35 protein-coding genes and 1 tRNA gene are annotated in these 25,622 nt (G+C 37.4%); 18 read left to right on the forward strand and 18 right to left on the reverse strand.

Annotated elements, in window-relative coordinates:
- Positions 1-37 precede the first annotated feature (37 nt).
- Genes greA through NITER_RS01485 form a run of 3 tightly spaced genes read left to right on the forward strand, consistent with a single transcriptional unit; the run spans position 38 to position 2,212 of the window.
- Positions 38-529 carry a transcription elongation factor GreA gene (gene greA / locus NITER_RS01475; protein ID WP_084276402.1) on the forward strand — a complete coding sequence of 164 codons (492 nt, stop codon included), beginning with the start codon at positions 38-40 and terminating at the stop codon, positions 527-529.
- Positions 526-1,542 carry an N-acetyl-gamma-glutamyl-phosphate reductase gene (argC, locus tag NITER_RS01480; RefSeq protein WP_084276400.1) on the forward strand — a complete coding sequence of 339 codons (1,017 nt, stop codon included), beginning with the start codon at positions 526-528 and terminating at the stop codon, positions 1,540-1,542. The genes greA and argC overlap by 4 nt, the downstream gene beginning before the upstream one ends.
- Positions 1,502-2,212: a UDP-2,3-diacylglucosamine diphosphatase gene (locus NITER_RS01485; RefSeq protein ID WP_084276399.1), complete on the forward strand. Its 711-nt coding sequence runs from the start codon at positions 1,502-1,504 to the stop codon at positions 2,210-2,212. Before argC ends, NITER_RS01485 begins: the two co-directional genes overlap by 41 nt.
- Here the strand turns inward: NITER_RS01485 and NITER_RS01490 are convergent.
- Both NITER_RS01490 and NITER_RS01495 read right to left on the reverse strand, forming a co-directional pair.
- On the reverse strand, positions 2,193-3,080 hold the full coding sequence (locus NITER_RS01490; RefSeq protein WP_084276398.1) for a hypothetical protein: 888 nt from the start codon (positions 3,078-3,080) through the stop codon (positions 2,193-2,195). The two genes, NITER_RS01485 and NITER_RS01490, sit on opposite strands and share 20 nt — an antisense overlap.
- On the reverse strand, positions 3,064-3,975 hold the full coding sequence (locus NITER_RS01495; protein ID WP_084276396.1) for a methylenetetrahydrofolate reductase: 912 nt from the start codon (positions 3,973-3,975) through the stop codon (positions 3,064-3,066). The genes NITER_RS01490 and NITER_RS01495 overlap by 17 nt, the downstream gene beginning before the upstream one ends.
- A gap of 62 nt (positions 3,976-4,037) precedes the next feature.
- On the opposite strand from NITER_RS01495, the gene serB reads away from it, so the two are divergent.
- Genes serB through NITER_RS01510 form a run of 3 tightly spaced genes read left to right on the forward strand, consistent with a single transcriptional unit; the run spans position 4,038 to position 5,913 of the window.
- A complete protein-coding gene (gene serB / locus NITER_RS01500) occupies positions 4,038-4,661 on the forward strand; it encodes a phosphoserine phosphatase SerB (protein WP_084276394.1) in 624 nt (207 codons plus the stop codon).
- 12 nt (positions 4,662-4,673) lie between these two features.
- On the forward strand, positions 4,674-5,192 hold the full coding sequence (locus tag NITER_RS01505; protein WP_197685336.1) for a YbhB/YbcL family Raf kinase inhibitor-like protein: 519 nt from the start codon (positions 4,674-4,676) through the stop codon (positions 5,190-5,192).
- Positions 5,182-5,913: a DUF72 domain-containing protein gene (locus NITER_RS01510; RefSeq protein ID WP_084276393.1), complete on the forward strand. Its 732-nt coding sequence runs from the start codon at positions 5,182-5,184 to the stop codon at positions 5,911-5,913. Before NITER_RS01505 ends, NITER_RS01510 begins: the two co-directional genes overlap by 11 nt.
- Here the strand turns inward: NITER_RS01510 and NITER_RS01515 are convergent.
- Together NITER_RS01515 and NITER_RS01520 are read right to left on the reverse strand one after the other, a co-directional pair.
- Positions 5,890-6,471: a class I SAM-dependent DNA methyltransferase gene (locus tag NITER_RS01515; RefSeq protein ID WP_084276391.1), complete on the reverse strand. Its 582-nt coding sequence runs from the start codon at positions 6,469-6,471 to the stop codon at positions 5,890-5,892. The two genes, NITER_RS01510 and NITER_RS01515, sit on opposite strands and share 24 nt — an antisense overlap.
- The gene (locus NITER_RS01520) at positions 6,464-6,694 is read right to left on the reverse strand and encodes a hypothetical protein (RefSeq protein WP_084276389.1); all 231 of its coding nucleotides are present in this window, start codon (positions 6,692-6,694) and stop codon (positions 6,464-6,466) included. The genes NITER_RS01515 and NITER_RS01520 overlap by 8 nt, the downstream gene beginning before the upstream one ends.
- Positions 6,695-6,831: 137 nt before the next feature.
- On the opposite strand from NITER_RS01520, the gene NITER_RS01525 reads away from it, so the two are divergent.
- Genes NITER_RS01525 through NITER_RS01535 form a run of 3 tightly spaced genes read left to right on the forward strand, consistent with a single transcriptional unit; the run spans position 6,832 to position 10,189 of the window.
- A complete protein-coding gene (locus tag NITER_RS01525) occupies positions 6,832-7,050 on the forward strand; it encodes an OadG family protein (protein ID WP_084276388.1) in 219 nt (72 codons plus the stop codon).
- Positions 7,051-7,062: 12 nt separating this feature from the next.
- Positions 7,063-8,865, forward strand: coding sequence for a biotin/lipoyl-containing protein (locus NITER_RS01530; RefSeq protein ID WP_084276386.1), 1,803 nt, complete (start codon positions 7,063-7,065; stop codon positions 8,863-8,865).
- A gap of 4 nt (positions 8,866-8,869) precedes the next feature.
- Positions 8,870-10,189, forward strand: a complete 1,320-nt coding sequence (locus NITER_RS01535) for a sodium ion-translocating decarboxylase subunit beta (protein ID WP_084276385.1) — start codon at positions 8,870-8,872, stop codon at positions 10,187-10,189.
- Between the two features lie 5 nt (positions 10,190-10,194).
- Here NITER_RS01535 and NITER_RS01540 read toward each other — a convergent pair whose 3' ends face one another.
- A complete protein-coding gene (locus NITER_RS01540) occupies positions 10,195-10,542 on the reverse strand; it encodes a hypothetical protein (RefSeq protein WP_084276383.1) in 348 nt (115 codons plus the stop codon).
- 47 nt (positions 10,543-10,589) lie between these two features.
- Between NITER_RS01540 and NITER_RS01545 the strand changes: the two genes are divergently transcribed.
- The 5 genes from NITER_RS01545 (at position 10,590) to NITER_RS01565 (ending at position 14,238) form a co-directional block, all read left to right on the forward strand.
- Positions 10,590-11,045 (forward strand): iron-sulfur cluster assembly scaffold protein, encoded by a 456-nt coding sequence (locus NITER_RS01545; RefSeq protein WP_084276381.1) that lies wholly within the window; start codon positions 10,590-10,592, stop codon positions 11,043-11,045.
- Positions 11,042-11,863 (forward strand): hypothetical protein, encoded by an 822-nt coding sequence (locus NITER_RS01550; RefSeq protein ID WP_084276380.1) that lies wholly within the window; start codon positions 11,042-11,044, stop codon positions 11,861-11,863. Before NITER_RS01545 ends, NITER_RS01550 begins: the two co-directional genes overlap by 4 nt.
- Positions 11,864-11,884: 21 nt before the next feature.
- The gene (locus NITER_RS01555) at positions 11,885-12,148 is read left to right on the forward strand and encodes a hypothetical protein (protein WP_084276378.1); all 264 of its coding nucleotides are present in this window, start codon (positions 11,885-11,887) and stop codon (positions 12,146-12,148) included.
- Positions 12,145-12,918: a hypothetical protein gene (locus tag NITER_RS01560; RefSeq protein WP_084276376.1), complete on the forward strand. Its 774-nt coding sequence runs from the start codon at positions 12,145-12,147 to the stop codon at positions 12,916-12,918. The genes NITER_RS01555 and NITER_RS01560 overlap by 4 nt, the downstream gene beginning before the upstream one ends.
- A gap of 87 nt (positions 12,919-13,005) precedes the next feature.
- A complete protein-coding gene (locus tag NITER_RS01565; protein ID WP_084276374.1) occupies positions 13,006-14,238 on the forward strand; it encodes a hypothetical protein in 1,233 nt (410 codons plus the stop codon).
- On the opposite strand, the gene NITER_RS01570 is transcribed toward NITER_RS01565, so the two are convergent.
- Genes NITER_RS01570 through NITER_RS01595 form a run of 6 tightly spaced genes read right to left on the reverse strand, consistent with a single transcriptional unit; the run spans position 14,235 to position 18,775 of the window.
- Positions 14,235-14,996, reverse strand: a complete 762-nt coding sequence (locus NITER_RS01570) for an alpha/beta hydrolase (RefSeq protein ID WP_084276373.1) — start codon at positions 14,994-14,996, stop codon at positions 14,235-14,237. The two genes, NITER_RS01565 and NITER_RS01570, sit on opposite strands and share 4 nt — an antisense overlap.
- A complete protein-coding gene (gene nspC / locus NITER_RS01575) occupies positions 14,993-16,141 on the reverse strand; it encodes a carboxynorspermidine decarboxylase (protein WP_231988952.1) in 1,149 nt (382 codons plus the stop codon). The genes NITER_RS01570 and nspC overlap by 4 nt, the downstream gene beginning before the upstream one ends.
- Positions 16,128-16,907 carry a DUF4197 domain-containing protein gene (locus NITER_RS01580; protein ID WP_084276371.1) on the reverse strand — a complete coding sequence of 260 codons (780 nt, stop codon included), beginning with the start codon at positions 16,905-16,907 and terminating at the stop codon, positions 16,128-16,130. Before NITER_RS01580 ends, nspC begins: the two co-directional genes overlap by 14 nt.
- Positions 16,904-18,118, reverse strand: a complete 1,215-nt coding sequence (locus NITER_RS01585) for a saccharopine dehydrogenase family protein (RefSeq protein ID WP_084276369.1) — start codon at positions 18,116-18,118, stop codon at positions 16,904-16,906. Before NITER_RS01585 ends, NITER_RS01580 begins: the two co-directional genes overlap by 4 nt.
- 43 nt (positions 18,119-18,161) lie before the next feature.
- On the reverse strand, positions 18,162-18,332 hold the full coding sequence (locus NITER_RS01590; protein WP_159445335.1) for a hypothetical protein: 171 nt from the start codon (positions 18,330-18,332) through the stop codon (positions 18,162-18,164).
- Positions 18,332-18,775 carry a c-type cytochrome gene (locus NITER_RS01595; protein WP_084276367.1) on the reverse strand — a complete coding sequence of 148 codons (444 nt, stop codon included), beginning with the start codon at positions 18,773-18,775 and terminating at the stop codon, positions 18,332-18,334. The genes NITER_RS01590 and NITER_RS01595 overlap by 1 nt, the downstream gene beginning before the upstream one ends.
- Positions 18,776-18,855: 80 nt before the next feature.
- Between NITER_RS01595 and trxC the strand changes: the two genes are divergently transcribed.
- Complete coding sequence (trxC, locus tag NITER_RS01600; protein WP_197685335.1) at positions 18,856-19,284, forward strand: thioredoxin TrxC; 429 nt, start codon at positions 18,856-18,858, stop codon at positions 19,282-19,284.
- Between the two features lie 21 nt (positions 19,285-19,305).
- Here trxC and NITER_RS01605 read toward each other — a convergent pair whose 3' ends face one another.
- The 5 genes from NITER_RS01605 to NITER_RS01625 are packed head-to-tail and all read right to left on the reverse strand — an operon-like array spanning position 19,306 to position 22,136.
- Positions 19,306-19,605, reverse strand: coding sequence for a c-type cytochrome (locus NITER_RS01605; protein WP_084276365.1), 300 nt, complete (start codon positions 19,603-19,605; stop codon positions 19,306-19,308).
- A gap of 36 nt (positions 19,606-19,641) precedes the next feature.
- Complete coding sequence (locus tag NITER_RS01610) at positions 19,642-19,965, reverse strand: fimbrial protein (protein ID WP_084274926.1); 324 nt, start codon at positions 19,963-19,965, stop codon at positions 19,642-19,644.
- Between the two features lie 59 nt (positions 19,966-20,024).
- Positions 20,025-20,336: a hypothetical protein gene (locus tag NITER_RS01615; RefSeq protein WP_084276364.1), complete on the reverse strand. Its 312-nt coding sequence runs from the start codon at positions 20,334-20,336 to the stop codon at positions 20,025-20,027.
- The gene (locus NITER_RS01620) at positions 20,330-21,493 is read right to left on the reverse strand and encodes a sensor histidine kinase (protein WP_143779647.1); all 1,164 of its coding nucleotides are present in this window, start codon (positions 21,491-21,493) and stop codon (positions 20,330-20,332) included. Before NITER_RS01620 ends, NITER_RS01615 begins: the two co-directional genes overlap by 7 nt.
- The gene (locus tag NITER_RS01625) at positions 21,471-22,136 is read right to left on the reverse strand and encodes a response regulator transcription factor (protein WP_084276362.1); all 666 of its coding nucleotides are present in this window, start codon (positions 22,134-22,136) and stop codon (positions 21,471-21,473) included. The genes NITER_RS01620 and NITER_RS01625 overlap by 23 nt, the downstream gene beginning before the upstream one ends.
- A gap of 45 nt (positions 22,137-22,181) precedes the next feature.
- On the opposite strand from NITER_RS01625, the gene NITER_RS01630 reads away from it, so the two are divergent.
- The 3 genes from NITER_RS01630 to NITER_RS01640 are packed head-to-tail and all read left to right on the forward strand — an operon-like array spanning position 22,182 to position 24,518.
- Positions 22,182-22,361, forward strand: coding sequence for a hypothetical protein (locus NITER_RS01630; protein ID WP_084276360.1), 180 nt, complete (start codon positions 22,182-22,184; stop codon positions 22,359-22,361).
- A 5-nt stretch (positions 22,362-22,366) separates the two neighbouring features.
- Entirely contained in the window at positions 22,367-24,082 is a 1,716-nt protein-coding gene (gene polX / locus NITER_RS01635; RefSeq protein ID WP_084276359.1) for a DNA polymerase/3'-5' exonuclease PolX, read from the forward strand.
- 4 nt (positions 24,083-24,086) lie between these two features.
- The gene (locus tag NITER_RS01640; RefSeq protein ID WP_231988950.1) at positions 24,087-24,518 is read left to right on the forward strand and encodes an NUDIX domain-containing protein; all 432 of its coding nucleotides are present in this window, start codon (positions 24,087-24,089) and stop codon (positions 24,516-24,518) included.
- A gap of 49 nt (positions 24,519-24,567) precedes the next feature.
- Here NITER_RS01640 and NITER_RS01645 read toward each other — a convergent pair whose 3' ends face one another.
- A complete protein-coding gene (locus NITER_RS01645) occupies positions 24,568-25,437 on the reverse strand; it encodes a PilZ domain-containing protein (protein WP_084276355.1) in 870 nt (289 codons plus the stop codon).
- A gap of 108 nt (positions 25,438-25,545) precedes the next feature.
- Positions 25,546-25,622, reverse strand: a tRNA-Asp gene (locus tag NITER_RS01650).

Consider the following 25,622-nt stretch of genomic DNA (forward strand, 5'->3'; position numbering starts at 1 on the left):
AAAGTTGGTATAATTATAGCAAAAAAGGGACTTGCGCATGGAAAATAAAGAGCCTATGACAGAGCATGGGTATAAAAAACTGCAAAAAGAGTTTGAGGCACTCAAAGAAGAGAGACCACGCGTGGTAGAAGAGATAGAAAGAGCAAAAGAGCATGGAGATTTAAGAGAGAATGCTGAGTATCATGCAGCAAAAGAGCGCTTAGCTTTTATAGATGCAAGACTCACTGAGCTCTCAGACTTGCTTGCTAGAGCCCAAGTGATCGATCCAAGCAAGCTTCCTCATACAAAAGTTGGATTTGGATCTACTGTGAAGCTCTTAGATATCGAAGAGGATGAAGAGATAGAGTATACAATAGTGGGATCTACTGAGAGCGATCCAGAGCATGGTCTCATCTCATACAATACTCCTCTTGCAAGGCAACTTCTTGGTAAAGAGGAGGGTGATGAGATTACTGTGAAACTGCCAAAAGGTGAGATCGATTTTGAAGTGCTTGAAGTTTTTTATAAACCAATAGAGTTTAGGGATTGAGTGTGCAGTATAATGTAGCAGTAGTGGGTGCTGGAGGATATACAGGGGTTGAGCTAATAAAGATATTACTAGATCACCCCCATTTTAATCTTGCATATCTCTCTAGTAGCCAAGGGGGTGAAGAGATAAGTGATCTCTATCCAGCACTAAAAGGTGTTTTTTCTTATAAACTCAAAAAAACAGATGTAAAAGAGATTGCTGATACATGTGATCTTGCATTTTTAGCTCTTCCTCACAAAAATGCAATGGAAGTGGCTAAACCTCTTTTAGATCTTGGTGTAAAAGTAGTTGATCTCTCCGCTGATTACAGATTGCGCTTAGAAAACTATGAGGCCTTTTATACGCGCCATAGCGATAATGAGCATCTTAAAGAGGCTGTGTATGGTCTTGTTGAGATTTACAAAGATGAGATCCAAAAAGCGCGCCTTATAGCAAATCCTGGCTGTTATCCTACAGCTACACTTTTGGCTCTCATACCATTTTTACCTTATATCGAGAGCAGACATTCTCTAATAATTGATGCAAAAAGTGGTGTGAGTGGGGCAGGAAAAAAATGCAGCCAAAAGACACACTATGTAAGCATAAATGAGAATATTTTTGCCTACAATCCTCTCAAGCATCGCCACGCAATTGAGATAAAAGAGAAGTTGGAATTGCTTGGCAAAGAGATCTACCATATCAATTTTGTTCCCCATCTGCTACCTCTTACACGTGGAATGCTTGTAAGTATCTATGCTCAGCTTCAAACAGATATCGATCCACTGGAAGTTTTGGAAGATTTCTATGCAAATGAGGAGTTCATACGTATTAAAAGAGAGCCTGTAGATGTCAAATCTGTTGCTGGGACGCACTTTTGTGATATTTATGCGCAAAAGCATGGAAATACCCTTTTTATTAGCAGTGCTATTGATAATCTTTTACGTGGAGCAAGTTCACAAGCTGTTGCCAATGCCAATTTAATGATGGGACTTGATGCATCAATTGCAATGCCAAAAATCGCCGCTATCCCTTAAAGAAGGGGCGATTTTTATCTCTGATGCCCACTATCATCCAGGGTTGCGTGAAGAGTTATTAGGATTTTTAGAATGGGTAGATGCTCCACAAATCTTTTTTATGGGAGATATTTTTGACCTTCTTGTAGGAAAAGTTACCTTTACCAAACAGAGCAACAAAAAAGCTATCGATCTGCTGCAAAAGCTTTCACAAAAAACGCAATGCTTCTATCTTGAAGGAAACCACGATTTTTTATTACACGATCTTTTCCCTCAAATGCAAGTTTTTAGCCGCTACAATCAGCCAGTAATGTGCCAAGTGGGGCAAAAGAGTGTGGCACTTGCTCATGGGGATATATACATAGGCGGTTTATATAAGTTCTATATTGATTTGCTTCATAAAGATGCAATAATTACTACTTTAAATCTCATGGATATCAAAGGATGGATAAGTAAAAAGATCCAAAAGTATAACGGGGGTAAAAATCTTTGCAAAGAGATAGCAGATTTTGAAAATATTGCATTGCAGCGTTTGCAGCACTATGATGTAGATATTGTCATAGAAGGCCATTTTCATCAGCGAAAAATTTTTACTTTCGGAAAGCAAAAATATATTAATCTTCCTTCATTTGGCTGCTCTTTAGAGTTTTTACGCTATGAAAGAGATGAGTTTAGTTTTTCTCGAATGTAATCCCGATCTTAAATGTCACTCTCCAGCTTGGATCAAAGCTATTATCTCTGCGCCATAAAATAGCAGGTCCAATTTGATAAAAGAGCCATTTGCGATAGAAGGTGTCTTGAAAATCGAATCCTAAGTAATAGTAGTTGATTTTGTAACTCTCTTCATTGTTTGCATAAAAAAAACATTCAGCTCTTGGTATCAAAAGGCTCCTCTCTCCAAAAGAGTGGTATATTTTAAGAGCGTGTGTTACTTGATGCTCCCCAAAAGGACGCTCTTCGTAGCGATAGCTGTTTTCGAAAGAGAAAAGTTTATAATTGTTGAGTTTGTATTGAAAGTTTGCGAATAACTTGTTGTCTATATGTCGGTGGAGAAAGTAGCGCAATTCGTCACCATAGTAGATCCAAGCATGTTTGAAATAGTGGGTACGCTCCCAGCCCAATGCAATGAAGGGATCGGGTGTGATTTTATGGAAGCGAATTCCAGCTCGATAGCGTATATTACCTTTGCTCATATATTGCAGACCAAAAAGAAAAGAGGTATTACGAATAGAGTCTTCAATATTTTGTCCACTCACTTCATCTACAGAATTTTGTTTTTTAAAATCTTGAATAAAGAGATGGAGACGCTTTTGTGTACGGGGGAATTCAAGATTGGCGCGTATATTAAATTTAAACTGCGGTGTCTGTTTGGTCTCAATAATTGTATCGATAGAAGAGCGTATTGAAAAATTTTGCTTGACACTTTCATTGGAATCACTCATATAAATATCAAGGAGGCGTAATTTTTCACTAATCCACTCGTTGATATTTTTATAGTCAAGATCGAGATTAATTGCCCAAAGAGGGATTACAAATAAGAGGCTAAGAAAGTATCGCATGAGCCAAATCGAACCTGTTTGCAGTCATGATATGTACTTTGGGATGGAGAGCCATTATATTGGTAAAGAGCTCTTTGCTCAGAGCAAATCCTACTTCATACTCTTTCTCTTCTCCATCTTTATGTGCTTTGTAGAGTTCATCGATCCAGCTTCTAGGTACATTGATACCAGGAACGTGAGATGCAAGAAATTGTGCAGTTTTGAGTCGTGTGATGGGGAAAAATCCTACAATAAGCTCTGATTTAGCTCTTTCGTTTTCAAAGTTGTTTCTAGCCTCTTCAAAAAGTGTTAAAAGGTTTTTGAGATTTTCTATATCGAAAACTGGTTGTGTGATTACTCCAACTGCACCATGCTCTATTTTCTTTTTGAATTTTTTCAAGAGTGTATTGGGATTCTTGGCATAGGCGTTACTTACAGCAAAGGGGTAGATACGCTTTGGTTTGATTTTAAACTCTTTACCAGCATAATCGATACCAGCATTGAAAAAGCGAATGATATCCAAAAGAAGTGTACTATCACCTTCAAAGCACCCTTTAGTATTTGGCTGATCGCTTATTTTTGCCGGGTCTCCTGTAAGAGCCAAAATCGCTCTAATATCAAAATCGTTAGCTCCTAGAAGATCTGATTGCAGTGCGATTTTATTGCGATCGCGCATACTCATAGTGGCAATAACAGGCTTGTTGAAACGTTGTTGTAGTTTAATAGCAGCAAGAATAGCATTATATTTCAGCTTTGCCAATGGATTATCGGTAGTGGTAAAAGCATCTACCTTCTTATAAAGAGCAAACTCATCCAGTTTTGAGAGGATATTGTTGATTGTAGGTAAATGGCCTGGAGTTGTCTCTAAAGTGATGTATGTTCCGCTGCGCAGTTTTTCAATAAGCTCTTCAAACATCCTGTGCCTTTTTGCCTAATTTTAATGAAAAGTTGGTTAAACTTCGGTAAAAAAGGAGAAGAATGAAGCTCTTTGTTTTTGATTTTGACTCTACATTGATGGATGGTGAGACAATAGATTTTTTGGCTGGAGCTTTAGGGCTAAAGGAAAAAGTAGCTGAGATCACAGAGATGGCAATGCGAGGGGAGCTCGATTTTTTTGAGAGTCTTATAACTCGCGTTAAACTTCTTGAAGGATTGGAAGAGAAAAAGGTGAATGAGATATGTCACAATCTCCCCTTTATGCCAGGAGCCAAGGAGACAATAGAAGAGCTTAAAAAACTTGGCTACAAAGTGGTGGTATTTAGTGGGGGATTTCGCAATGCTACAAATCATGCAAAAGATGTTTTAGGACTTGATGCAGATTTTAGCAATATTTTACATGCCAAAAATGGGCGTCTTACCGGTTTGGTTGGTGGAGATATGATGTTTGATTTTAGCAAAGGTGATATGCTCCAAAGATTGCAAAAACTTTTAGGAGTCTCCCAAGAAAACACAGCAGTTGCTGGTGATGGTGCAAACGATCGGAGTATGTTTACATATGCAAAAACAAAAATTGCCTTTTGTGCAAAAGATATCCTCAAAAAAGAGGCTAATGTGGTTATAGAGAAGAAGGATTTAAGAGAGATTTTAGAGTATGTGTCATAAAATGGATGCATTATGAAGGTTGTAGCTTTAATCTTGACTCTTCTTCTTACACTTTATAGCTCAACAAAGGAGCATGCAATGCAACTTCTCTCGCCAGCATTTGAAAACGGGAAACTCATCCCTGTGAAATATACATGTGATGGAGAGGATATCTCTATTCCTCTTATTTTTCAAAATGTGCCATCTGAGGCTAAAAGTATAGCTATTATTATGGATGATCCGGATGCACCAATGGGTGTGTTTGTGCACTGGGTGATTTATGATATCCCAACAAATCTCCAAGGACTGCCTGAAGGAGTACCAAACTATCCAGAGCTTGAATATGGAATCAAACAGGGGCGTAACGATTTTGGAAAAATAGGATATGGAGGACCTTGCCCTCCAAATGGAGCGCACCGCTATTTTATCAAAGCCTATGCACTTTCAAAAGTATTAGGTGTGCAACCAGGACTTACAAAGCAGGAGCTACTTGAACTCATAAAACCATATATTATTGATGAAGCGGTTTTGATGGGAATATATGAGCGCTAAAGCCTATATTGGCACTAGCGGATTTTATTATGAACATTGGAGAGGGATCTTCTATCCCCAAGATCTGCCAAAAAAAGAGTATCTTCGCTACTATATGGAGCACTTTAATACAGTGGAGATGAATGCTACTTTTTACCATCTTCTAAAAGCTAAGACAATTGAGCACTGGCTGCAAGAGGCAAAAGAGGGATTCTTCTATAGTCTCAAAGCCTATAGAGGCATAACCCATTATAAAAAGCTCAAAGACGCTAAAGATGAGATCTATCGCTTTTTACATCTTATCAAACCTTTGAAACCTCATCTTGGAGTAATACTCTTTCAGTTACCTCCCTCTTTACATAAAGATTTAGATCTCCTGGCCTCTTTTTTGCATATATTGCCACCTTCCTATCGCTATGCAATCGAGTTTCGCCACAATAGTTGGTATGAAGAGGATATTTACGAGCTGCTTCGTAGATACGATGTTGCATTTTGTATCCACGATTTTGGCAAAAAGAGTACACCAATGCAAAAAACAGCAGATTTTGTCTACATAAGGTTTCATGGAACCAACGGGAGATATGTAGGCTCCTATGATGATGAAACACTTTTAGAGTGGGCAAACAGGATTGAAGGGTTTTTGCAAACAAACAGTGATGTATTTGCCTACTTCAACAATGATTTTGGAGGAGATGCTGTAAAGGATGCAAAAAGGCTATTATCCTTTTTGCATGCAAAGTAGAAAAACATCGAAAGCTTTGTGTTTTTGGATGGTGTAGACTATTTTTTGACAAATTTTTTTAAAGCCTTTATGCTCAAATTTTTTTGTAAGCTCTTCAATATCAAAACCAAAATGGTGTACTCCGCTATTATCATTATGAAATGAACCATCCTCTTTGACAAGATCTGCTACACATATTACGCCGCCTGGTTGTATTTTTGTGCGGAGTTTCTCTATTATTGCATCGATATCTTTAATATGATGGAAAGTCATAGAGCTCACGATAAGATCGAATTTTTCTTCAATTTCATCAATATCTTTGCAAAATGCTTTGATAGCAGGGGTTGTAGATTTTGCGTTGAACATCTCTACCATTTTTGGTGAGGTATCGATACCAGTTATTGAGTGGGCAATATTAGTTAATTCATAGCTCACTAACCCTGTTCCGCAGCCAAAATCAAGGATTTTGAGATTCTTTTCATTGATACAAGATTTTACAGCATTAGCTACCTTTTTGGCTGTCTGAACACGTCTATCATTTTTGTCCCACTCTTGAGCTCTTTTGTCAAAACTACTCACCCTTTAGTCCTAGACAGTTTATAGCAATTCCCCGAATTTTTCTTGCTTGGTAATCGAGGGCAAACCATCTGTCAAACACCTCTTTTGCGGGAATAGACTTTGCTTGTGAAAAATCAAGCTGACCATTTTCATCTTTTGGAATAAATTGCTCTAAAAAATCATACATTTCAAGACGCATCTTCTCATATGCCTTAAACTCTTTCATAGCTTGTTCTTTATCCACTCTCACTCCTTTGGTTCTTTAAAATTGTACAAGAATTGTAACAAAAGCAAATGAAAAAGGGATCCATATTATAATTATAAGCTTTTGTAAGCTTCATTGTAATAAAATTATTCAAATCCAAATTATATGGAGTAGCTATGATACTTGAGGCTGTAAAGTATATGATCCTGGGTATGGGGGTTGTGTATCTATTTTTGATAATGATGGTTTGGGTACTAAATTGGCAACATAAGCTACTGCTAAAGTACTTTCCTGAGAGCTTTCAAAAACCGGAGGAAAAAACTACTTCAAAACGGGAAAAACTCAAAAAAGTAGCTGCCATAACTGCTGCTTTGCATCATATGAAAAACTCATAAAAAGAGGGGAACATGGCACAAAAGAAAAAGTATATTGATGTAATGGATACCACTTTCAGAGACGGCTTTCAATCTGTCTTTGGTGGACGGGTGTTGATGAAAGATTTCTTGCCAGCACTCGATGCGGCAAAAGAGGTGGGTATTACCCATTTTGAATTTGGCGGAGGAGCACGATTTCAAAGTCTCTTTTTCTATCTACGCGAAAATGCATTTGATATGATGGATGCATTTAGAGAAAAAGTTGGCCCTGAAGCAAATTTGCAAATTTTAGCACGTGGTATCAATACAGTGATGCTCGATACTGGAAGTCGAGAGCTTATTGATCTTTTTGCAAAGATGTTTGCAAAGCATGGGACCACAACTGTAAGAAACTTTGATGCACTCAATGATGTGGACAATCTCGAATACTCTGCACAATGCATCAAAAAGTATGGAATGAAGCATGAAGCGGTTATTACTATTATGGATCTTCCTCCAGGCTGCAGTGGTGCACATACACCAGAATTTTATGAAAAGAAATTGCGAGAGATTTTAGATAGAGGCATTGAATTTGATAGTCTCGCATTTAAGGATGCAAGCGGGACAAGTAGTCCTGAAAAGGTGTATCAGACTATCAAAATGGCACGTAAGCTTTTAGGTGATGATGTGCATATACGCCTTCATACCCATGAGACTGCGGGAGTGAGTGTAGCATGTTATTTAGCAGCACTTGAAGCTGGTGTTGATGGTATCGACTTGGCAGCTGCACCGGTGAGTGGTGGTACGAGTCAGCCTGATATTATTACGATGCTCCATGCTGTTAAAGGCAAGCCATACGACCTTGGTGGCCTTGATATGGAAAAAGTACTTGATTATGAAGAGACTTTAAAAGAGTGCCTTGCTGATTACTTTATTCCACCTGAAGCTACGCAGGTAAGCCCGCTTATTCCATTCTCTCCTATGCCAGGCGGTGCCCTTACAGCCAATACACAGATGATGCGAGACAATAAAATCTTGCATAAGTATCCAGAGGTAATCAAAGCGATGCGAGAAGTAGTTGAAAAAGGTGGATTTGGAACGAGTGTGACGCCTGTGAGCCAATTTTACTGGCAGCAAGCATTTAATAATGTGATGTTTGGACCATGGAAAAAGATTGCTCCGGGATATGGTCGCATGGTATTAGGATATTTTGGGAAGACTCCAGTTGCACCAGATCCAGAGGTTGTGAAATTAGCAAGCGAGCAGTTAGGTCTTAAACCAACTACAGAAAATCCACTTGATATTGCAGATCGTGATGAGACAAAATCTATTGCGTATTGGAAGAAAAAACTAGAAGATGAAAATATTGAAACTACTGAAGAGAATATCTTCATTGCAGCTGCATGCGGTGATAAAGGAATTGCATTCTTAAAAGGTGAGAGTCCGTTGATGGTGAGAAAAATTAGTGAAATGGAGGAAGAGAAAGTGGGTAAAACAAGCGGAATCTATACGGTAATTGTTGATGGTGAGAAGTTTGTAGTAGAGATTGCTGAAGGTAATGTAGAGGTAAAACCTGAGGCTGAAGCAAAAAAAGAGGTTGAGATTGTAGAAGAGCAGGCAAGTAAGGGCGAAGCTGCTGGTGGAATGGTTGAGATCAAATCTGCGGTTCCTGGAAATGTATGGAAAATTCTTGTCAATCCAGGTGATAAAGTAAAAGCTGGTGATAAGATTATGATTTTAGAGTCTATGAAGATGGAGATCGATATTCCAGCGCCTCAAGATGGTGTGATAGCGCACATTGCTGTAAAAGTAAATGACACTGTCGAAGAAGGCCAAGTGTTGGCTACAATGGAGTAGGGCTATGAAAAAAAGATTACTTACCTTTTTTCTGGCACTCTCTTTCTTTCTCATTCCATTAGGTGTCTTAGCGACAGTCAATCATATGGCATCGAATGAGACACATAAAGAGGTGCAAACAGAAAATAAGAGCTTTGGCTCTTTGCTTCTCAATTTCTATAAACAGACAGGGATCTATGCATTTTTAAGCCCAAAAGAGGGTGTGAAAAACGCCAAGGGTGATGAGATAAGCAAATTTCAGCAAAGTTTCGGCCGTATCATTATGATAGCCATCTGTTTTGTACTTTTCTATTTGGCAATTGCTAAAGGGTTTGAGCCTTTACTTCTCATTCCTATTGGTTTTGGTGGTCTTTTGGCAAATATTCCTCTTGCTAACATTATTGGTGATGGTGGATTTATAGGAGAGCTTTTTAAAGCAGGAATTGCCAATGAGCTCTTTCCGATCCTCATCTTCATGGGTGTTGGAGCAATGACCGATTTTGGGCCACTCCTTGCCAATCCTAAAACTGCACTTTTAGGTGCAGCTGCACAGTTTGGAATCTTTGGAACGCTTGTGGGTGCAGTGGCACTGAGCCAGTTTGGTATATTTGATTTTAGTATGCAAGATGCAGCGGCAATTTCAATTATTGGTGGAGCTGATGGTCCTACTACCATCTTCATAGCAAGTAAGTTAGCTCCAGATCTTCTTGGTGCAATGGCCGTTGCAGCATATAGCTACATGGCGTTGGTGCCAGTCATCCAGCCACCAATTATGAGAGCTCTTACAAGTGAAGAAGAGCGGAAAATTAGGATGACTACAAGAAGGCAAGTGAGTAAACTAGAGAAGATGATGTTTCCACTTACAGTGCTTGTACTTACTATTTTAATCTTGCCAGAGTCTTCTCCACTTATTGGTGCTCTTACTTTTGGAAACTTTGTGCGAGAGTCTGGTGTAGTTGAGAGACTCTCAAAAACATTGCAAAATGAACTTATCAATATTGTTGCTATCTTTTTGGGACTCGCTGTAGGTAGTAAGCTAGCTGCAGAATACTTTTTGGTTCCTGAAACCCTTGGTATATTACTTCTTGGTCTTGTAGCATTCTCTATTGGTACTGCTGCAGGGGTTATTATGGGTAAAATCATGAACAAAATGTCAAAAGAGCCAATCAATCCACTTATTGGTGCTGCAGGCGTGAGTGCTGTGCCAATGGCTGCACGTGTTGCAAATAGAGTTGGAATGGAAAGTGATCCAACAAATGTTCTTTTGATGCATGCAATGGGTCCAAATGTGGCTGGAGTTATTGGTTCAGCGGTGGCTGCGGGGGTACTTCTCTCAATCTTCTAAGAGGCTTATGCCTCTTGCCAATCTTTTTTATGCTTTTCTTTGTTGAAACTCTTTTTTCGTTTGAGTTTTCTTAGCAAATTTGCCTCTTTTAAAACATCTTCTTTAAGCTCCTCGGGAGTTTTTTCACTCTTTGCGATATTTGCATTTTTCTCTACAAACTTTTCCAAGGCTTTGAGGTATTCGCTACTAAGATAGGTCTTCTCAATCGATTCAAGAGGCTTGAAGATTTTATCGATAAAAAGCGTAATTTCATTTTTTGTTGGTTCATTTTTATTGAAAAAGTCTACTATACGATTAACAAAGCGCTCGAGTTCTCGAATATATTTTACTCGCAAGAGTTTCTCTTTTTTCACTTTACTCCTTTGGGTATAATTATCTCAATTGTAACAAAAGGAGCATTATGGAGCAAACAAATATCCCCATTGATCCAAAATATTTAGAATTGATGTTAAATCCTACAAATTATGGTGAGATGAAAGAGTTTGATGCAAAAGGGTATGGGAAAAATAGCCAAACTGGAGAGATGGTTGTAATCTATCTAAAAATAGATCCTGTTAGTCAGATCATTACTGATATCAAGTGGCAAACCAATGGCTGTGGGACGACACTTGTAAGTGGAGCTCTCTTTAGCGAAGAGTATAAAGGGAAAACGCTTCAAAGTGGTATCGATTTTACTGAAAATGTATTTGAAAAGATTAAAGATAATCCCCCAGATGATGCAGCATGTGGTGAAGTGGTAGCACGTGCTTTTATGGCTGCAGTCAAAGACTATGAAGCAAGAAAAAGAGGCGAAGAGAAAGAGCATATTGAGTATGTGACTCTCAGTTGCCCTGTACCTGAAGGAGAAATGAAGTGAGTGAGCTATTTAGAAAAAAACATGTGTTGTGGTTAAAAATCTTGTTTGGAGGTTTTAGCCTTCCAAAGGGAGAGTGGTTTGATACATTGCTTGATTTTGCAAATATAGAGTATCGCCATCTCAAATGGCTAGCACAAGAGATTGTAGAAAATGGTGAGGATTTTGACTGGGATAGAGAGCATATAGAACTTGGCTTTGAAAACTCTACAGAACTTTTTCAAGAACTCATCAAAGATCTAGAATCCATACAAAATGAGTATGGTAATATAGCTTTGTTTGAGAGAATCAAAAGTGATGAAAGCTATATGCTTTTTATATTGCAAAGAATGCTCAAACAAGATCCAATCGAGATTCACAGTTTCAAAAGACATTTAAGCTACAAAAATCTTGATGGAGAAAGTTTGTCGGCATTGGTGCAGTTTCTTTTTGAGGAGATATATAAAGAGTATGAACTCATCATAACCTATACTTACTCACAGATCCATACGAACCACAAAGAGCTTGCCCTGATTTTTGAAGATTTGATATATGAATCAATGTACCATTTGAAAACATTTTGTGTGATTGCTGCAAAACTGGGAATTTTAGGAGTACCTAGAGCAGTGATGAAAGATGTATATCGCTTTAGTGATCTCAAGCAGTTTTTGCAAGATGGTATAGAAGAGGAACTTGCGGCAAAAGAGCAGTGCAAGGCACTGAGCAGCGCTATCAAAGATGAGGAGCTAAGTCGATTTTTTGATTTTATCAACAATCAAGAAAATTACCATATTGCGCTTATGCAAAAGGCAGTTACATATATTAACAATAGAGTTACCTAAAAAAGAATATAAAAGTGTATGATGAAAAAGTTGTTATTGACGATTCTATTTTCAGTATCTCTGCTTTCTTATGATGTTAATAGTACAAAAGAGGCTAATATATCCAAAAGATTTGATATAGATGCAGAGATTGAAAAGATTATGCAAGCCCCTCTTTCAAAGCGAAGAGAGCTTATGAACGAACTGAAACGTAAGATATATCAGCTCAATATCGATCTACAATCTTCTCAACTTATCAATTTACAGCATATTATTAATACACCTATTCATAGAGGAAAACGATGAAAAAACTGCTTTTTCTTTTTTTCATACTAACTACACTTTTTGCAAATGAGTATCATGATGAGGATCTTGATGGTGTCCCAGATAGATTAGATAGATGTCCGCATACACCATTTAGTGATATAGTTGACGAGTATGGATGTAGTATAGAAAGACTCATAAAGCCAAAACAGTATGAATGGTATGTAGAGTATATTTATGCAAAAGATAAAGATGTAATAGATTTTAGTGAACATGACTATCTTTTTTATCTTACTCTTTATAAAGGGAGGTTTGATGTTTCAATAACAGCGCTCTATTTTGATAATGCATCTGCTTCTGGTTTTTCTGATACGAATATAAAACTTGAATACCGTTTTACACCTACACCTATGTGGGATCTTTATGTTGGAGTAGGCGTGGACCTGCCTCTTTATAATCAAGAGGGTAATTTTTTTGATTATGATATCTATATCTCTAGTGAATACTACTATCTTGGATATAAGCTTTTTGTTGGCGGTTATTATACATATACACGAGATAAAATCTCTTCACACAGATTGCAAAATCCTTATAGTACCTATGCAGGTATCGAAATGTATAATGGAAAATATAGTATAGATTTTGCTTATCTGTATACGAAAAGTAAATTTGGAGCATATAGCAATAGTCTCTATTTGAAATTGGAGCGAAGACTTTATAAAGGCTACTATCTTTATACTACATTTACTAAGGGAATCAATGAAAAGGCTCTTGATTCACTTTTGAGTATCGGTTTTGGTCAACGTTTTTAAGTAACTTTGACCTAACAGATATATAACTCCTGGCTAACACCTTTTACGCAATAATTTCAATATCAAATTTCAAAAAAAGGATAAAAGATGAAAAAAGGATTATATATCAGTCTTGTAGTTTCTTCATTGATTACATTTGCCCAGGCTGACAGTATTGAGAGATTTGGTGGTAGTTGGATGGGAATGAGTGAAGCTCAAGAGCATGTAGGAATGATGGAGCATTCTCAAAAAGGTCAATTCTCTTCTTCGAGCGCGAGCCAAAGTTCGCAAAAGCCGCCTCATCCTGGTTTAGCTCATGAAGATGAAGATATGGAAGATGAAGCTAAAGATTTGTATGAGCAATCTACTAGTAGCGCTATGGTACAAGGTGATGAAGATAAAGGTGAAAAAGAGCATAATTCTATTCATGAAACAAAAGTTGATGACTATATGAGTTCGTTTAGTTTTTCTAGCTCTAATGCTGCTCATGAAGATGAAGATATGGAAGATAAAGCTAAAGGCTTATATGAGCATGCTAAGAGCAATGCTATGGCACATTACAATGAAGAAAAAGAAGATGCAAAAGAGCATCAAGAAAATTGGGGTCAAAATTTTTCCCATGAATCTGAGAATGATGAAAATATGAGTATGCATAAAGGTTTTAATTTAGTAGAGCTTGTTAAAGAGGCAAAAGCTGATGAAGACCAATGGCCTAATGAGGTGAGCAATATGATGCATGAAGTGAGAAAAGCTATAAAATTTTACAAGAAAGAGAATCTCTTTAAAGAGTTTAATATTACTAACATATCTGAACTTGCTAAACCACAGATGGTGCAAAAGATTCAAGAACGTATAGAAGAGGCAAGACAGCAGCGTGAAGAGGAGATTAGCCAAAAACTTTTGCAAAGAAAGAAGGCAAAAGTCGCTGGAGAGTTTGTACATTATGGTGAAGGACAGTATGATTGGGTTTTTGTAACGAAAAGCGGTAATGTTTGGAAACTTGATGGAGTGGATGAAAACGGAAGTTTTGCATATAAACGTGCAGAAGGTGTAAAAGCTACTTTTGACGAAGATGGCAAAATAGTTTTTGATATCTCTATAGCACAAAATGGAGAGATTACACAGCAGCTAAGCAATAAGGAGTTTTCTGGATTTGTATATGCAAAATATAATGACGAAGAAGAGAATGGTTTTGACTGGATTGTAGTTGTTGATGGCAAAGCTTACAAACTTGAAGGATATGATGAAGAGAGCAAAAGCTTTATTTATACTCCAGTAAGCAAAGTAAATGCAAAAGAGCAGGGTGATGAAGTTATCATTTTACCCGGTACTAATGGCTAAGGGCTCTCCCTTGCCAATTCTGTAACGAACTCTTCAATTGCTTTTTTTGTCTGCTCAAACTGTAAAATATCTCCATGCTGTGCACCTTCGATTGTCACGACTTTTACAAGTTTTTTGATATATGGTTTGAGTTTTGCAAAAGTAACAGGAGGCGTGGTATCGTCATGTTGGGCAAGGATTACATATACAGGTACCCTCGCTTGGGAGAGGTATTTATAATTTGGAAAAGGATGCCGTAAAAAAAGATGAATAGGGCACCAAGGGTATTGAAGTTGTGCTAAATGTGTGATGGAGTGAAAAGGGGTTATGAGGATAGTACCTATTACATCTTTTTGTATAGAGAGGTAACTTGCCACACCAGTACCAAGACTTCTTCCAATAAGAATATTTTTTGATGATTTATAGTGTTTGTAGACTTTTTTAGCTGCTAAAAAGATTGCTTTTTGTGACGGTTTTCCTTGAGAATTGCCATATCCAGGATAGTTGAAAGTTACAAGATTGTATGGTAAATGTTTAAAATGGTGTAAAAACTCCAGTGCATTATTGGCATTTCCTCCAAAATAAAATATTGTAATAGGACTATTCTTCTCAACTCTTCCTACCTCTAATCCATCAAGAAACGTTACTTTAATCTCTTTATCTAGAGGTATCTCCCTTGGTGCCAAGTCTGTACGGAAGATGATTTTATCTTGAAAGATATAAAGATAGAGACAAAAGAGGATATAAAAAACTGCAATGGAAACGAGAATGGGCTTCATGACAGTCTATGTTTATAGTCGCAGTAATCAAATCTTTTTATGATATCTAATTGATTATTTTTTCGTAAAATTGCTAGGCTTGGAAGTCTGATACCGTTGAAAGTAGTGTTTTTGACAAAAGTATAGTGAATCATATCCTCAAAAATAATTTTTTGTCCAATCTGCAAAGGTGCATCAAAACTGTAATCCCCAATTATATCTCCTGCAAGGCAGCTATTGCCTCCTAGACGATAGGTATATTTTTTCTTTCCTGGCTCTCCTGCATAGCGTATTTGCGGACGATAGGGCATAGCTAAAACGTCTGGCATGTGGGCTTCTGCAGATGTATCAAGAATTGCTATATCCATGCCATTGTGAATAATGTCAACTACACTTGCAACCAATGGTCCTGTTTGCCATCCTACTGCTTCTCCAGGCTCTAAATAGACTTCAACGTTATAACGCTTTTTAAAATCTTTGATAATTGCTATGAGCAGTTCTTTGTTGTAATCATCTTTAGTAATATGGTGTCCTCCACCAAAATTGACCCATTTGCAGTGAGGAATATATGTACCAAACTTCTCTTCAAAAGCTTGTAAAACATCTTGGAGCGATTCTGCACTCTCTTCACAAAGTGCATGGAAATGGAGCCCTTCTATGGTGTCATCCCAGACAAATTCGCTTTTTATAATTCCAAGTCGGCTAAAAGCACCACAAGGATTATAGAGATCTACTGGGGCGGCTGAGTATTCAGGATTGACGCGTACACCTATAGAGATTTGGGGATTCGTTTTTTTGACAATCTCTTTATAGCGCTTTAATTGGTTAATGGAGTTAAAAATGATGTGATCACTCATCTTTGCAATGAGCTCAATCTCATCCTCTTTAAATGCGGGGGAATAGGTATGCACCTCTTTGCCAAACTCTTCAAAAGCTAGTTTGGCTTCCCAAAGTCCGCTTGCAGTGGCACCATAGAGATACTTTTTTGCGAGTTCAAAAGTGCTCCACATAGCAAAGCCTTTGAGAGCCAGTATTATTTTGGCACCACCGCGTTTTTGCACATCATCAAGTATTTGAAGATTTCTCTCAAGCAGGGCCTCTTCACACACATAACAAGGTGTAGGGATTTGATCAAGTACTTTTTCAATGTTGCTATTTTTGATCACCAAACACCTTTTGCAAAAGTTTCGTACTACGAGCAAGGGGATTAGTGCGAATATTTTTTTCTTGCTGGGCTATCATTGTGTAGAGTCCTTCAAGTGTACGGTTGGTTACATAGCTTGAGAGATCTTTTTCTTTAACTTCACCTGGTGCACTCATCCCTAAAGCTCCAAGGGCTGTTTTGGCATATGCATTGTTTGTAAAATTGCTAGCATATTTATTGTAGTATTCCATCATAGTCACATAATACTTTGTGACATTTTCGTTTTCCATATGCTTTTTTATAATAGGTGCAATTTTTTGAGCAAGTTTTTTACCTGCATGGGTTTTAAAGTAGTTTGTAATTGCGTAATTGTCGCTACTTGTAATTAATCTTTTTGCCTCTTGAACTTTGAGATTTTTGATAGTATCAACTAAAATTGATGCAGTCTCGGGTACTGCTTCTTCAGCAGCTCTATTCATAGAGAGTTCAAACTCATCTACATATTTTCCCATGCCTACTTTACGAAGTGTCTTTGCTACTATTTGCAAATTTTTGGGCACTCCAATTTTTACGAGAGGATTTTTCAAAAAACCATCTTTTTTGCCAAGTGTTGTAACTGCTTTTTTTACACCGATTTTCAATGCTTGCTTGATGGCACTTTGCTCTTCGTTAGCGCTATTTGTTATAGATTTATTGCTCGTATAATCTTTTGCCAAATTGTTTAACGTATCCATAAATCCAGCTTGTGCTATCAATGCTATGATAGGAAGAAACAGTAACTTTTTCACTCTACTTCTCTCGTTTCATTGGGCTCCATTTCTAAAACATGCCATGGAAGTCCTTGACGATTGAGCTCCTCCATAAATGGATCGGGATCAAACTGCTCCATATTCCATACACCTGGTTGATACCACTTGCGCTCTAACATCATTTTTGCGCCAATCATTGCTGGAACACCTGTAGTGTAACTCACACACTGGCTGTAAACCTCTTTGTATGCCTCTTGGTGGTCACAGATATTGTATATATAGATTTTGCGGCGTTTCCCATCTTTTATACCTTCGCACACTACACCGATATTGGTTTTGCCTTTTGTGCGAGCACCAAGGCTTGCAGGATCTGGCAGGAGTGCTTTAAGGACATGTAGTGGCACTACTTTGCAACCATCTACTTCAATAGGGTCAATGCGTGTCATTCCTACATTATCGAGGACTCTTAGGTGCGTAAGATAACTCTCACTAAATGTCATCCAAAAACGGATACGTTTTAATCCTTTAATGTGCTTAACAAGTGATTCTTCCTCTTCATGGTAGAGCAGATAGCTATCTTTTGGACCAATTTCTGGATAGTTCCACACCATTTTTATTTCCATTGGCTCAGTCTCTATCCATTTGCCATTTTCCCAATATCTTCCTTTGGAATTTACCTCACGGATATTGATTTCAGGATTGAAGTTTGTAGCAAAAGGGTAGCCGTGATCTCCAGCATTGCAGTCGAGTATATCGATATATTCAATAATATCAAAGTAGTGCTTTTGGGCATAAGCTACAAATACATTGGTCACACCAGGATCAAATCCACTCCCCAAAAGCCCCATAATACCACGCTCTTTAAATGGTTCATCTAAAGCCCACTGCTGCTTATACTCAAATTTTGCAGTATCTGGATGCTCATAGTTTGCAGTATCAAGATAGTCTACTTTGGTCTCCATACAAGCTTCCATGATTGTGAGATCTTGATAGGGCAGAGCTACATTAATAACGAGATCGGGTTTAACAAGATGGATAAGATCTATGAGCTCATTAACGTTGTCTGCATCAACTCGCGCCACATCTATTTCGCGGTTCCATTTATCTTTAATTTCATTGCGGATCTCTTCACACTTTGATAAAGTTCTGCTTGCGAGTGTAATATGCTGAAAGGTGTCAGGATTGAGAGCACATTTATGCGCTACAACTCTTCCAACTCCACCAGCACCAATAATAAGCACTTTTCCCATTTGGATCCTTTATACTGTTATGTCTATCATGATTATAGGTAATCTACACATAAATATCAATAATATGTTTCTTTGCCTTTCGCTTTTTTCTCTTTTTGTACTGTTCTACTGCTTTACGTTTTTTGCGCCTCTTTTCATTCCATAGACGAGTAGTTGGAAACTCTAAAGGCTTGTAGACTCTATATACCTCTTCGATGGAGAAGTTTTCAGGCATTATTGTTTCCTTCGCAATAGCTCAATACCTGCAAGGGGTTTGCGTGTGAGATCAGGAAAATATCCTTTTTTTCCTTTTCCACTATTACTGTGACATCCAACGCAGTTGCCATAAAAGAGATATTTTCCTTCTATTACCCACTCAGGATGTGAGGGTTTAAATCCTTGGAGGGTAGTAAGAAATGCAGCAATTTTCTTTGCATCTTCTGGAGAGACTGTATGTGCTGGCATGGGACTTGTTGGGTAGTTAAAAATGTTTGAGCCGTTATTGATTACATCTTCGATATATTGTTCAAAACAACGAGAGCAGTTTACATCGATCTGCTTTGTGTGGGAAAGTTCATGCTTTTTATTGACAATGCTCTTTTTTGTTTCGTGCTTTTTGCTCATAAATGCAATGAGAAACAAAATTAAAGGAAGCAATAGTAATATACTCTTTTTCATATCTCCATTATAGCAAAAGTGACTAAAGTTGCACCTATAAATGATTTGGTTTGCTACAATCAAAAGAAAAAGGAGTTTGCATGACAATCAATGTAGTATGTCCAAACTGTTTAGCAATTAACAGAATACCCAAAAAAGATCATTATAACAAAGCTAAATGTGGTAAATGTGGATATAATTTGCTTGATACGTATCCTATTGAATTGAATCCAACAAATTTTGAGACTATACTTACCAAAAATGATATTCCTGTTATTGTAGATTTTTGGGCTCCTTGGTGTGGACCTTGCCGTATGATGGCACCAAATTTTGAAGCAGCTGCAAGAGAATTTCCACTTAAAGCTTGGTTTGCTAAGCTCAATACTGAAGAGTATCCACAGCTTGCAGCACATTATGGAATTAGAGGAATTCCTACAATGATTGCTTTTTTACATGGTGAAGAGTTGGATAGAATCTCAGGAGCATTAAGTGCACCGCAAATTGTGCAGTGGGTACAAAGATTTATATAAAAGGGGCAAGAGCCCCTGTGATTACTGCTTAGAGATGAAATCAGCGATAGCTTCAATATCAGCGTCGCTAAGAGTAGCAACCTGACCTTTCATCAAAGCGCCCATTCCGTGTACATTTCTTGTACCAGCTTTGTAGCCTTTGAGAGCTTCAACAGTTTTTTCTTTTGGCCAACCTTTGATAACTTCAGATTTGCCAAGAGCTTTTTTCTCACCATGAGCACCATGACATCCTGCACACTTTTTGTAAAGTGTTGCACCATCAGAAGCCATGAGAGTCATTGCAGTTGCTGCTGCGAGTCCTATAATTGCCAATTTTTTCATATTTTCCTCCTTGATTTAGTTTTATTTTAGTTTTGGTTAACAGCTAGGTACGTTACCACTGTCGCTTGCATATTCATACGCAAAATCATAGATATGCTTGAGTTGGCTAGGTTTGAGATACCCTTTTTTATATTTTGGGCAGAGTTTTTGAATCTCATCTTCAAATTTTCCAGCCTCATTGATCTCTTCCCACTCATCTTGGGTATGTTTCGCTGCAAATTTTGCACCGTTAAACCCGCATACCTTTTTGAGTTTCTTTTGGTAGATCTTTTGCCCTTTATCTGCACTAGCAAATGCTGCTGTGCTTATAAAGCTTGCTCCTAGAAGTGCTGCAAAGATAATGCTTGCAATTCTTTTCATCTTGCCTCCTTTATAAATTGTAAAAGTATTATAAAGCATAATTGTGAACCGATTGTGAACTATTTGATTTTACCAATGACTTTATAGCGCTCCCAATACTCTTCTAAAAGTTTATCGAGCCTTTTTTGCGAAATTTTATGCTGGTATGGTGGAGCCTTTTTATAAAGTCTTTTTTGAAGAGTTGGATGGAGAAGATACTCTTTTGTGGCTTTGAGAATAGCGCTTTTGCTACTGTAATAGAGAAGATACTCAAAAAATATCGGTTTTAGTGGGATATTTTTTTTCTCATGGCATGCGAGGCATGCAGTATCAAAATCAGAGCTTAGAACAATTTGTAAAGAGAGAAATAGACATAATATAACTTTTACCATGTAATTGTAATCCTTGTATATTGATTAACTTTGGAATCGACTTTGATTTTGAGTCCAAATTCATTTGCAATAGATAAGACAATATGCAGACCTATGCCAAAGCCTCCTTCACTAGAACTTAGTCTTTTATATCTTTTAAAGATCTCTCCTATTTTTTCTTCTGGAATGCCAATACCACTATCTTCGATATAAAAACCTCGAGAAAATGTTTTTATTTTTATTGTGCCACCGATTTTATTGTACTTGATGGCATTGGAGAGGAGATTGTCAATGAGGCGCGTAATTTTTTGTTTATCTGCTTCTAAAAAGCAAGGAGATTGTGAAAAAGAGATTTTTATCTTTTTAGATTCTGCCATGGATTTAAAATAGTCAATGCGCTGAGATAAAAGAGCATTGATATCTATCTTTTCTAGAGTAGATGGAAATTTATCTTTAAGAAGCAGATAGACAAGATCTTTATATATGACTGAAATTGTGCGAGCTGCTATCTCAATGCGGTTAAGTTTTTTGTTGATCTTTGGTGGAAGTTCATTTTTATCAATTGTCTCTATGTTTGTCAAAATTGTACTTACAGGAGTGTTGAGCTCATGTGTAGTGTCTTTGATGAAATTATTGAGAAGTATAAATGAGTTTTTCATAGGTTTGAGAAACTGCTTAACGAGGAAATATCCCACTAATCCCATAAAGAGTAAGAAAAGACTTCCAAAAAGTACGATGTTTTTATAAACTTTATGAAGCCATATTTCATCATCTTTCACCTCTATAATCACATACTTTGCCCCTAGATAATAGAGGCTTGGCTCTTTGATAAAGTGAATATAAGAGCCATTTTTATAGAGAAAATTTTGAAAATCGATATGCTCATTTTCTAAGAGAGAAAAGATCTTTACATGGTCTGCATCATAGATTGCAGATTTAAATGTAGAGTAGCGTGGATAGTAGTTATCTTCTAACAGGCTTTCATGCATAGCGCGGATTCTTCGAATTACATCTTTAGAGTATTCTTGGAGTTTTGGCAAGCGAGAGTAGAGCATTACCTCTTTTTCAAATTTGTAGTACATCATAGAAGCAAGTATTAAAATGATAAGTGTGAGAAAAATATAGAGTGCAAGAAATTTGATTAAACTGCTCTTTTCACTTGTTAAATTTGTATCCATACCGTTTTATGCTCTCTATTTTTTCTTTTCCAAGATATTTGCGCAAATTTTTAATATATGTACGCAGTGCCATATCGCTGGGAGTTTCATCATACTCCCACAGAGTCTCGTAAATCTTTTCGTGACTAATCTGTTCGTTTGGATGTTTAAGAAAGAGTTTGAGAAGTTTTATCTCTTTTTGATTGAGATTCACTGGAGTCTCATTGACAAAGAGTTGATTAGATTTAATATCAAAATAGCTCTTCTCATCTATTGGAATCTTCTCCTCTTTTGTATCAAATGAGCGTTTAAGCAGTGTTTCTATGCGGAGTTTGAGTTCTTTGAGAGCAAAGGGTTTGCGAATATAATCATCACAACCACTCTCATACCCCTTTTCAAGATTTTCTACGCTGTCCAAAGATGTAATAAAAATTGCAGGAGCATCACTTTTTTGACGTAACTTTTTTAAGAGTGTAAAGCCATCAATTCCAGGTACCATGACATCTAAAAGGAGCAAATCGTAGTTATGCTCATATACCTTTTCTAAAGCTTCATCAGAGGTAAACGTCTGTTCTACCTCAAATCCTTCATCTTCTAAATATTCTGCAATAGTTTCACTCAGATTGAGATCGTCTTCAAGCAGCAAAAGTTTCGCTTTTTGCAATTTCACTCCTTTGGATATATAATATTACAAAAAAGTGAGGAAATTATGAAATGTAGGGTTTGCAGGCGTGGTGAGCTCTTCTATCTCTTTGGTTGGGGACTCATGGTAACAGCTTTTAATAGTTTTACTGTGGGATGTATGGAGCTAAGTCAAAGTGGGGCGTATGGAATGCTACTAAGTGGAATTGCAGTGATGATATATGGAGCATATCTTAAATCGAGGTGAAAAAGATGGCAATAACAAATAGTGAAATAGCAAAAATTTTTAATGAGTATGCAGATCTGTTGGAGATTAAAGGGGAAAACCCTTTTAAAGTGAGAGCCTACCGCAATGCAGCAAGAACAGTAGAAAATATTGGAAAGCCTCTCGAAGAGCTAGTAGAAAGCGGCTATGATTTGACAAAACTCCCTGGAATTGGAACAGATCTTAGTCTCTACATTAAAGAGATTGTCAAAACGGGAAAATTTTCTAAATTAGAGCAGCTCAAAGAGGAGATCCCTCCAACATTAGTGGAGATGCTCTCTATTGAAGGTTTAGGACCAAAGCGTATAAAAACACTCTACGAGCAGCTTCATATCCAATCAATGGAGGATCTGCGTAGAGCTGCTGAGAGTGGGGAGATAGAGAAATTACCGGGCTTTGGTCCAACTCTGGTAGAGAAGATTTTGCGGGGTGTGCGACTAGCTAAAAAAGCGGGGCATAGATTTAAATGGAGTGAAGCTAAAGAGTATGTAGATGATCTCTTAGCATACCTTCGTCAAATAGAGCTGACCCATTTAGAAGTTGCAGGTAGTTTTCGCCGCAAAAAAGAGACGGTAGGAGATCTTGATATTCTTGCTACAGCCAAAGATTTTAGTGAAGTAATTCGCCATTTTGTCAAATATCCAAAAATCAAAGAGGTAGTCTCAGCTGGCTCCACTCGCTCTACAGTAATACTTCAAAACGATCTGCAAGTAGATTTGCGCAGTGTGGAAGATGAGAGTTATGGCTCTGCACTGCACTATTTTACAGGATCCAAGCAGCACAATATTGCGGTACGAAAACTAGCAATTGAGTTAGGACTCAAAGTCAACGAGTATGGTGTTTTTCGCGGTGAGCAGCGTATTGCAGGGCGTACAGAAGAGGAGGTGTATAAAGCTGTAGGACTCTGCTATATAGAGCCAGAGCTGCGCGAAAATAGAGGAGAGATCGAAGCGTGTAAAGCTGGAAAACTACCAAAGCTTATAGAGCAAAAAGATATACGAGGCGATCTTCATATGCATACAGTCTATAGCGATGGAAAGCATACTATTGAAGATATGGCAAAAGCTGCCAAAGAGATGGGGTATGAATATATCGCTATCACAGATCACTCCAAGCGCCTTACAGTTGCAAAGGGTCTTGATGAGAAAAGAGTCTTACAGGAGTTTGAAGAGATTGACAAGATTAATGAAAAGATTAATGGTATTACAATTCTTAAAGGGATGGAAGTCGATATTCTTGAAGATGGTTCCCTTGATATGAGTAATGAGGTGCTAGCGCAGATGGATGTTGTTTTGGTTGCAGTCCATTACAAATTTAATCTTTCAAAAGAGAAGCAGACTGCCCGTATTCTCAAAGCTTTTGATAATCCTCATGTCAATATTTTGGCGCATCCTACAGGCAGGATGATTCAGATGCGTGAGCCAATAGAGATTGATATGGAAAAGATTTTACAAAAAGCAAAAGAGAATAATATTTTCATGGAGATTAATGCACAACCAGAGCGTCTCGATCTCAATGATATCCATATCAAAATGGCAAAAGATATGGGAGTAAAAATGGCAATAAATACAGATTCGCACAATATCTTTTCGCTCTACTATATGCAGTATGGAGTCAATCAAGCAAGACGCGGATGGTGTGAAAAAGATGATATTATCAATACAAGAGATCTCAAAAATCTCAAAAAACTTCTCAAAAGGTAGCGTAGTGTATACATATCCTTTTCGTCCCAAAACCCCTTATGTGGCAGTAGATGGAATTATCAAGGTATTTGACAAAGAAAATTTTTTAGGCATTGTACTCATTGAGCGAAAAAATGCTCCTTTAGGTGTAGCTTTGCCAGGTGGATTTGTAGAGATTGGTGAGAGCGTGGAGCAAGCATTAGCTAGGGAAATGAAAGAGGAGACAAATTTAGATGTAGATATTGTGAGAGTATTTGGTGTTTATAGCGATCCAGCGAGGGATCCGCGATTTCATACTGTATCAGTTACTTTTGAGTGTGTTGCAACTGGTAAGCCAAGGGGTGCAGATGATGCTAAAATTGCTAAAATCTTTAGACTGGAGGAGATCCCTTGGGAAAAACTAGTATTTGACCATAGTAAAATTTTAAGAGATTTTCTCTATGGCAAAAGGGAGTAATTGCAAAGAGAAAAGTTAAGAGTTTAGAGACTTTGTAAAGTATGGAGTTTTAAGATTGGGCATTTTTGTTGATCTGTGAAGTAACAAACTTGCGTACTACATGGCGTGAGTACTCATCCATACCAACGAATTTTAGACCATAACTCTCCATACCATCGTATGTGATTTCTGCTTCAACTATAGATTCAGTATCAATATCTTCAAATGCGAGTTTGAAACGTAAAATAAGTTTCTCATTTTCTTTGAAAGGAGCATTTTGAAGGCATATTTTAGCACCACCTTCTGAGATATTACAGATACGGCATTTATAGAATGGATTGTCTCGCAGTTTACCACTTTTGCGCACAAACCCTTCGAGATCTACTTCAACACGAGGATATCTCCGTTTTGCAAGAACTATAATATTATCACTATGGGGAGTTTTGACGAATATTTCATCTGCATATTTATAAATCTCTGTGATTGTTGTAGTGAACTTATAAGCTATGAGATAACGCTCCTCAAAAATAATCTCTCCTGATATATTCTCTTTGAGCAGATTTACATTTCTATGCAATAAAGCTTTCCATAAAAGATAGTTTTTTTGGTTATCTTGCAATTGTAGTGGTACAAATTGAAACCGATCAAAATAAAATTTTGCTTTTTGATCCTTTTGAATATCTTTTGTAGAGTAGATGGTATTTGCAAGAGAGGATGTGAAATTAAGCTTCTTTTTGAGTGAATTGATAAGTTTTTTATTGATAGTTATAGTTGTAATATCTTTTTTGTAAGCTTCGATTATCTTTTCAAAAATCTGTCTGTTTACAAGAGCTCGTAAAGGATCAAGGCGTAATTTCTCACTGTAGTGGATGAGAAAATTAATCTCTTCTGCATTTAAATGGTAAATTTTAGCGGTGTTGAAAAAATCGGTACTTTGCATAGAAGAGAGCCTTTTTTAATGTAATGAAAAAACCTCGTTAGAAGAAATTATATATAAGTGTCATAAAAATGTCAAAGGGGATCGATTTATGTGAAGGAGTTTTATTCGTGGCGGAGCCGACGGGACTCGAACCCGCGACCTCCGGCGTGACAGGCCGGCATTCTAACCAACTGAACTACGGCTCC

It is taken from the genome of Nitratiruptor tergarcus DSM 16512, from assembly GCF_027946175.1.
Lineage (GTDB): Bacteria > Campylobacterota > Campylobacteria > Campylobacterales > Nitratiruptoraceae > Nitratiruptor > Nitratiruptor tergarcus.

What these genes read in the sequence shown, in the direction of transcription:
- greA (WP_084276402.1), top strand. Translation starts at nt 38, where the DNA reads ATGGAAAATAAAGAGCCTATGACAGAGCATGGGTATAAAAAACTGCAA.
- NITER_RS01485 (WP_084276399.1), top strand. Translation starts at nt 1,502, where the DNA reads ATGCATCAATTGCAATGCCAAAAATCGCCGCTATCCCTTAAAGAAGGG.
- NITER_RS01490 (WP_084276398.1), bottom strand. Translation starts at nt 3,080, where the DNA reads ATGCGATACTTTCTTAGCCTCTTATTTGTAATCCCTCTTTGGGCAATT.
- NITER_RS01495 (WP_084276396.1), bottom strand. Translation starts at nt 3,975, where the DNA reads ATGTTTGAAGAGCTTATTGAAAAACTGCGCAGCGGAACATACATCACT.
- serB (WP_084276394.1), top strand. Translation starts at nt 4,038, where the DNA reads ATGAAGCTCTTTGTTTTTGATTTTGACTCTACATTGATGGATGGTGAG.
- NITER_RS01505 (WP_197685336.1), top strand. Translation starts at nt 4,674, where the DNA reads ATGAAGGTTGTAGCTTTAATCTTGACTCTTCTTCTTACACTTTATAGC.
- NITER_RS01510 (WP_084276393.1), top strand. Translation starts at nt 5,182, where the DNA reads ATGAGCGCTAAAGCCTATATTGGCACTAGCGGATTTTATTATGAACAT.
- NITER_RS01525 (WP_084276388.1), top strand. Translation starts at nt 6,832, where the DNA reads ATGATACTTGAGGCTGTAAAGTATATGATCCTGGGTATGGGGGTTGTG.
- NITER_RS01530 (WP_084276386.1), top strand. Translation starts at nt 7,063, where the DNA reads ATGGCACAAAAGAAAAAGTATATTGATGTAATGGATACCACTTTCAGA.
- NITER_RS01535 (WP_084276385.1), top strand. Translation starts at nt 8,870, where the DNA reads ATGAAAAAAAGATTACTTACCTTTTTTCTGGCACTCTCTTTCTTTCTC.
- NITER_RS01545 (WP_084276381.1), top strand. Translation starts at nt 10,590, where the DNA reads ATGGAGCAAACAAATATCCCCATTGATCCAAAATATTTAGAATTGATG.
- NITER_RS01555 (WP_084276378.1), top strand. Translation starts at nt 11,885, where the DNA reads ATGAAAAAGTTGTTATTGACGATTCTATTTTCAGTATCTCTGCTTTCT.
- NITER_RS01560 (WP_084276376.1), top strand. Translation starts at nt 12,145, where the DNA reads ATGAAAAAACTGCTTTTTCTTTTTTTCATACTAACTACACTTTTTGCA.
- NITER_RS01565 (WP_084276374.1), top strand. Translation starts at nt 13,006, where the DNA reads ATGAAAAAAGGATTATATATCAGTCTTGTAGTTTCTTCATTGATTACA.
- NITER_RS01570 (WP_084276373.1), bottom strand. Translation starts at nt 14,996, where the DNA reads ATGAAGCCCATTCTCGTTTCCATTGCAGTTTTTTATATCCTCTTTTGT.
- NITER_RS01585 (WP_084276369.1), bottom strand. Translation starts at nt 18,118, where the DNA reads ATGGGAAAAGTGCTTATTATTGGTGCTGGTGGAGTTGGAAGAGTTGTA.
- NITER_RS01590 (WP_159445335.1), bottom strand. Translation starts at nt 18,332, where the DNA reads ATGCCTGAAAACTTCTCCATCGAAGAGGTATATAGAGTCTACAAGCCT.
- NITER_RS01595 (WP_084276367.1), bottom strand. Translation starts at nt 18,775, where the DNA reads ATGAAAAAGAGTATATTACTATTGCTTCCTTTAATTTTGTTTCTCATT.
- trxC (WP_197685335.1), top strand. Translation starts at nt 18,856, where the DNA reads ATGACAATCAATGTAGTATGTCCAAACTGTTTAGCAATTAACAGAATA.
- NITER_RS01605 (WP_084276365.1), bottom strand. Translation starts at nt 19,605, where the DNA reads ATGAAAAAATTGGCAATTATAGGACTCGCAGCAGCAACTGCAATGACT.
- NITER_RS01610 (WP_084274926.1), bottom strand. Translation starts at nt 19,965, where the DNA reads ATGAAAAGAATTGCAAGCATTATCTTTGCAGCACTTCTAGGAGCAAGC.
- NITER_RS01615 (WP_084276364.1), bottom strand. Translation starts at nt 20,336, where the DNA reads ATGGTAAAAGTTATATTATGTCTATTTCTCTCTTTACAAATTGTTCTA.
- NITER_RS01620 (WP_143779647.1), bottom strand. Translation starts at nt 21,493, where the DNA reads ATGGATACAAATTTAACAAGTGAAAAGAGCAGTTTAATCAAATTTCTT.
- NITER_RS01630 (WP_084276360.1), top strand. Translation starts at nt 22,182, where the DNA reads ATGAAATGTAGGGTTTGCAGGCGTGGTGAGCTCTTCTATCTCTTTGGT.
- polX (WP_084276359.1), top strand. Translation starts at nt 22,367, where the DNA reads ATGGCAATAACAAATAGTGAAATAGCAAAAATTTTTAATGAGTATGCA.
- NITER_RS01645 (WP_084276355.1), bottom strand. Translation starts at nt 25,437, where the DNA reads ATGCAAAGTACCGATTTTTTCAACACCGCTAAAATTTACCATTTAAAT.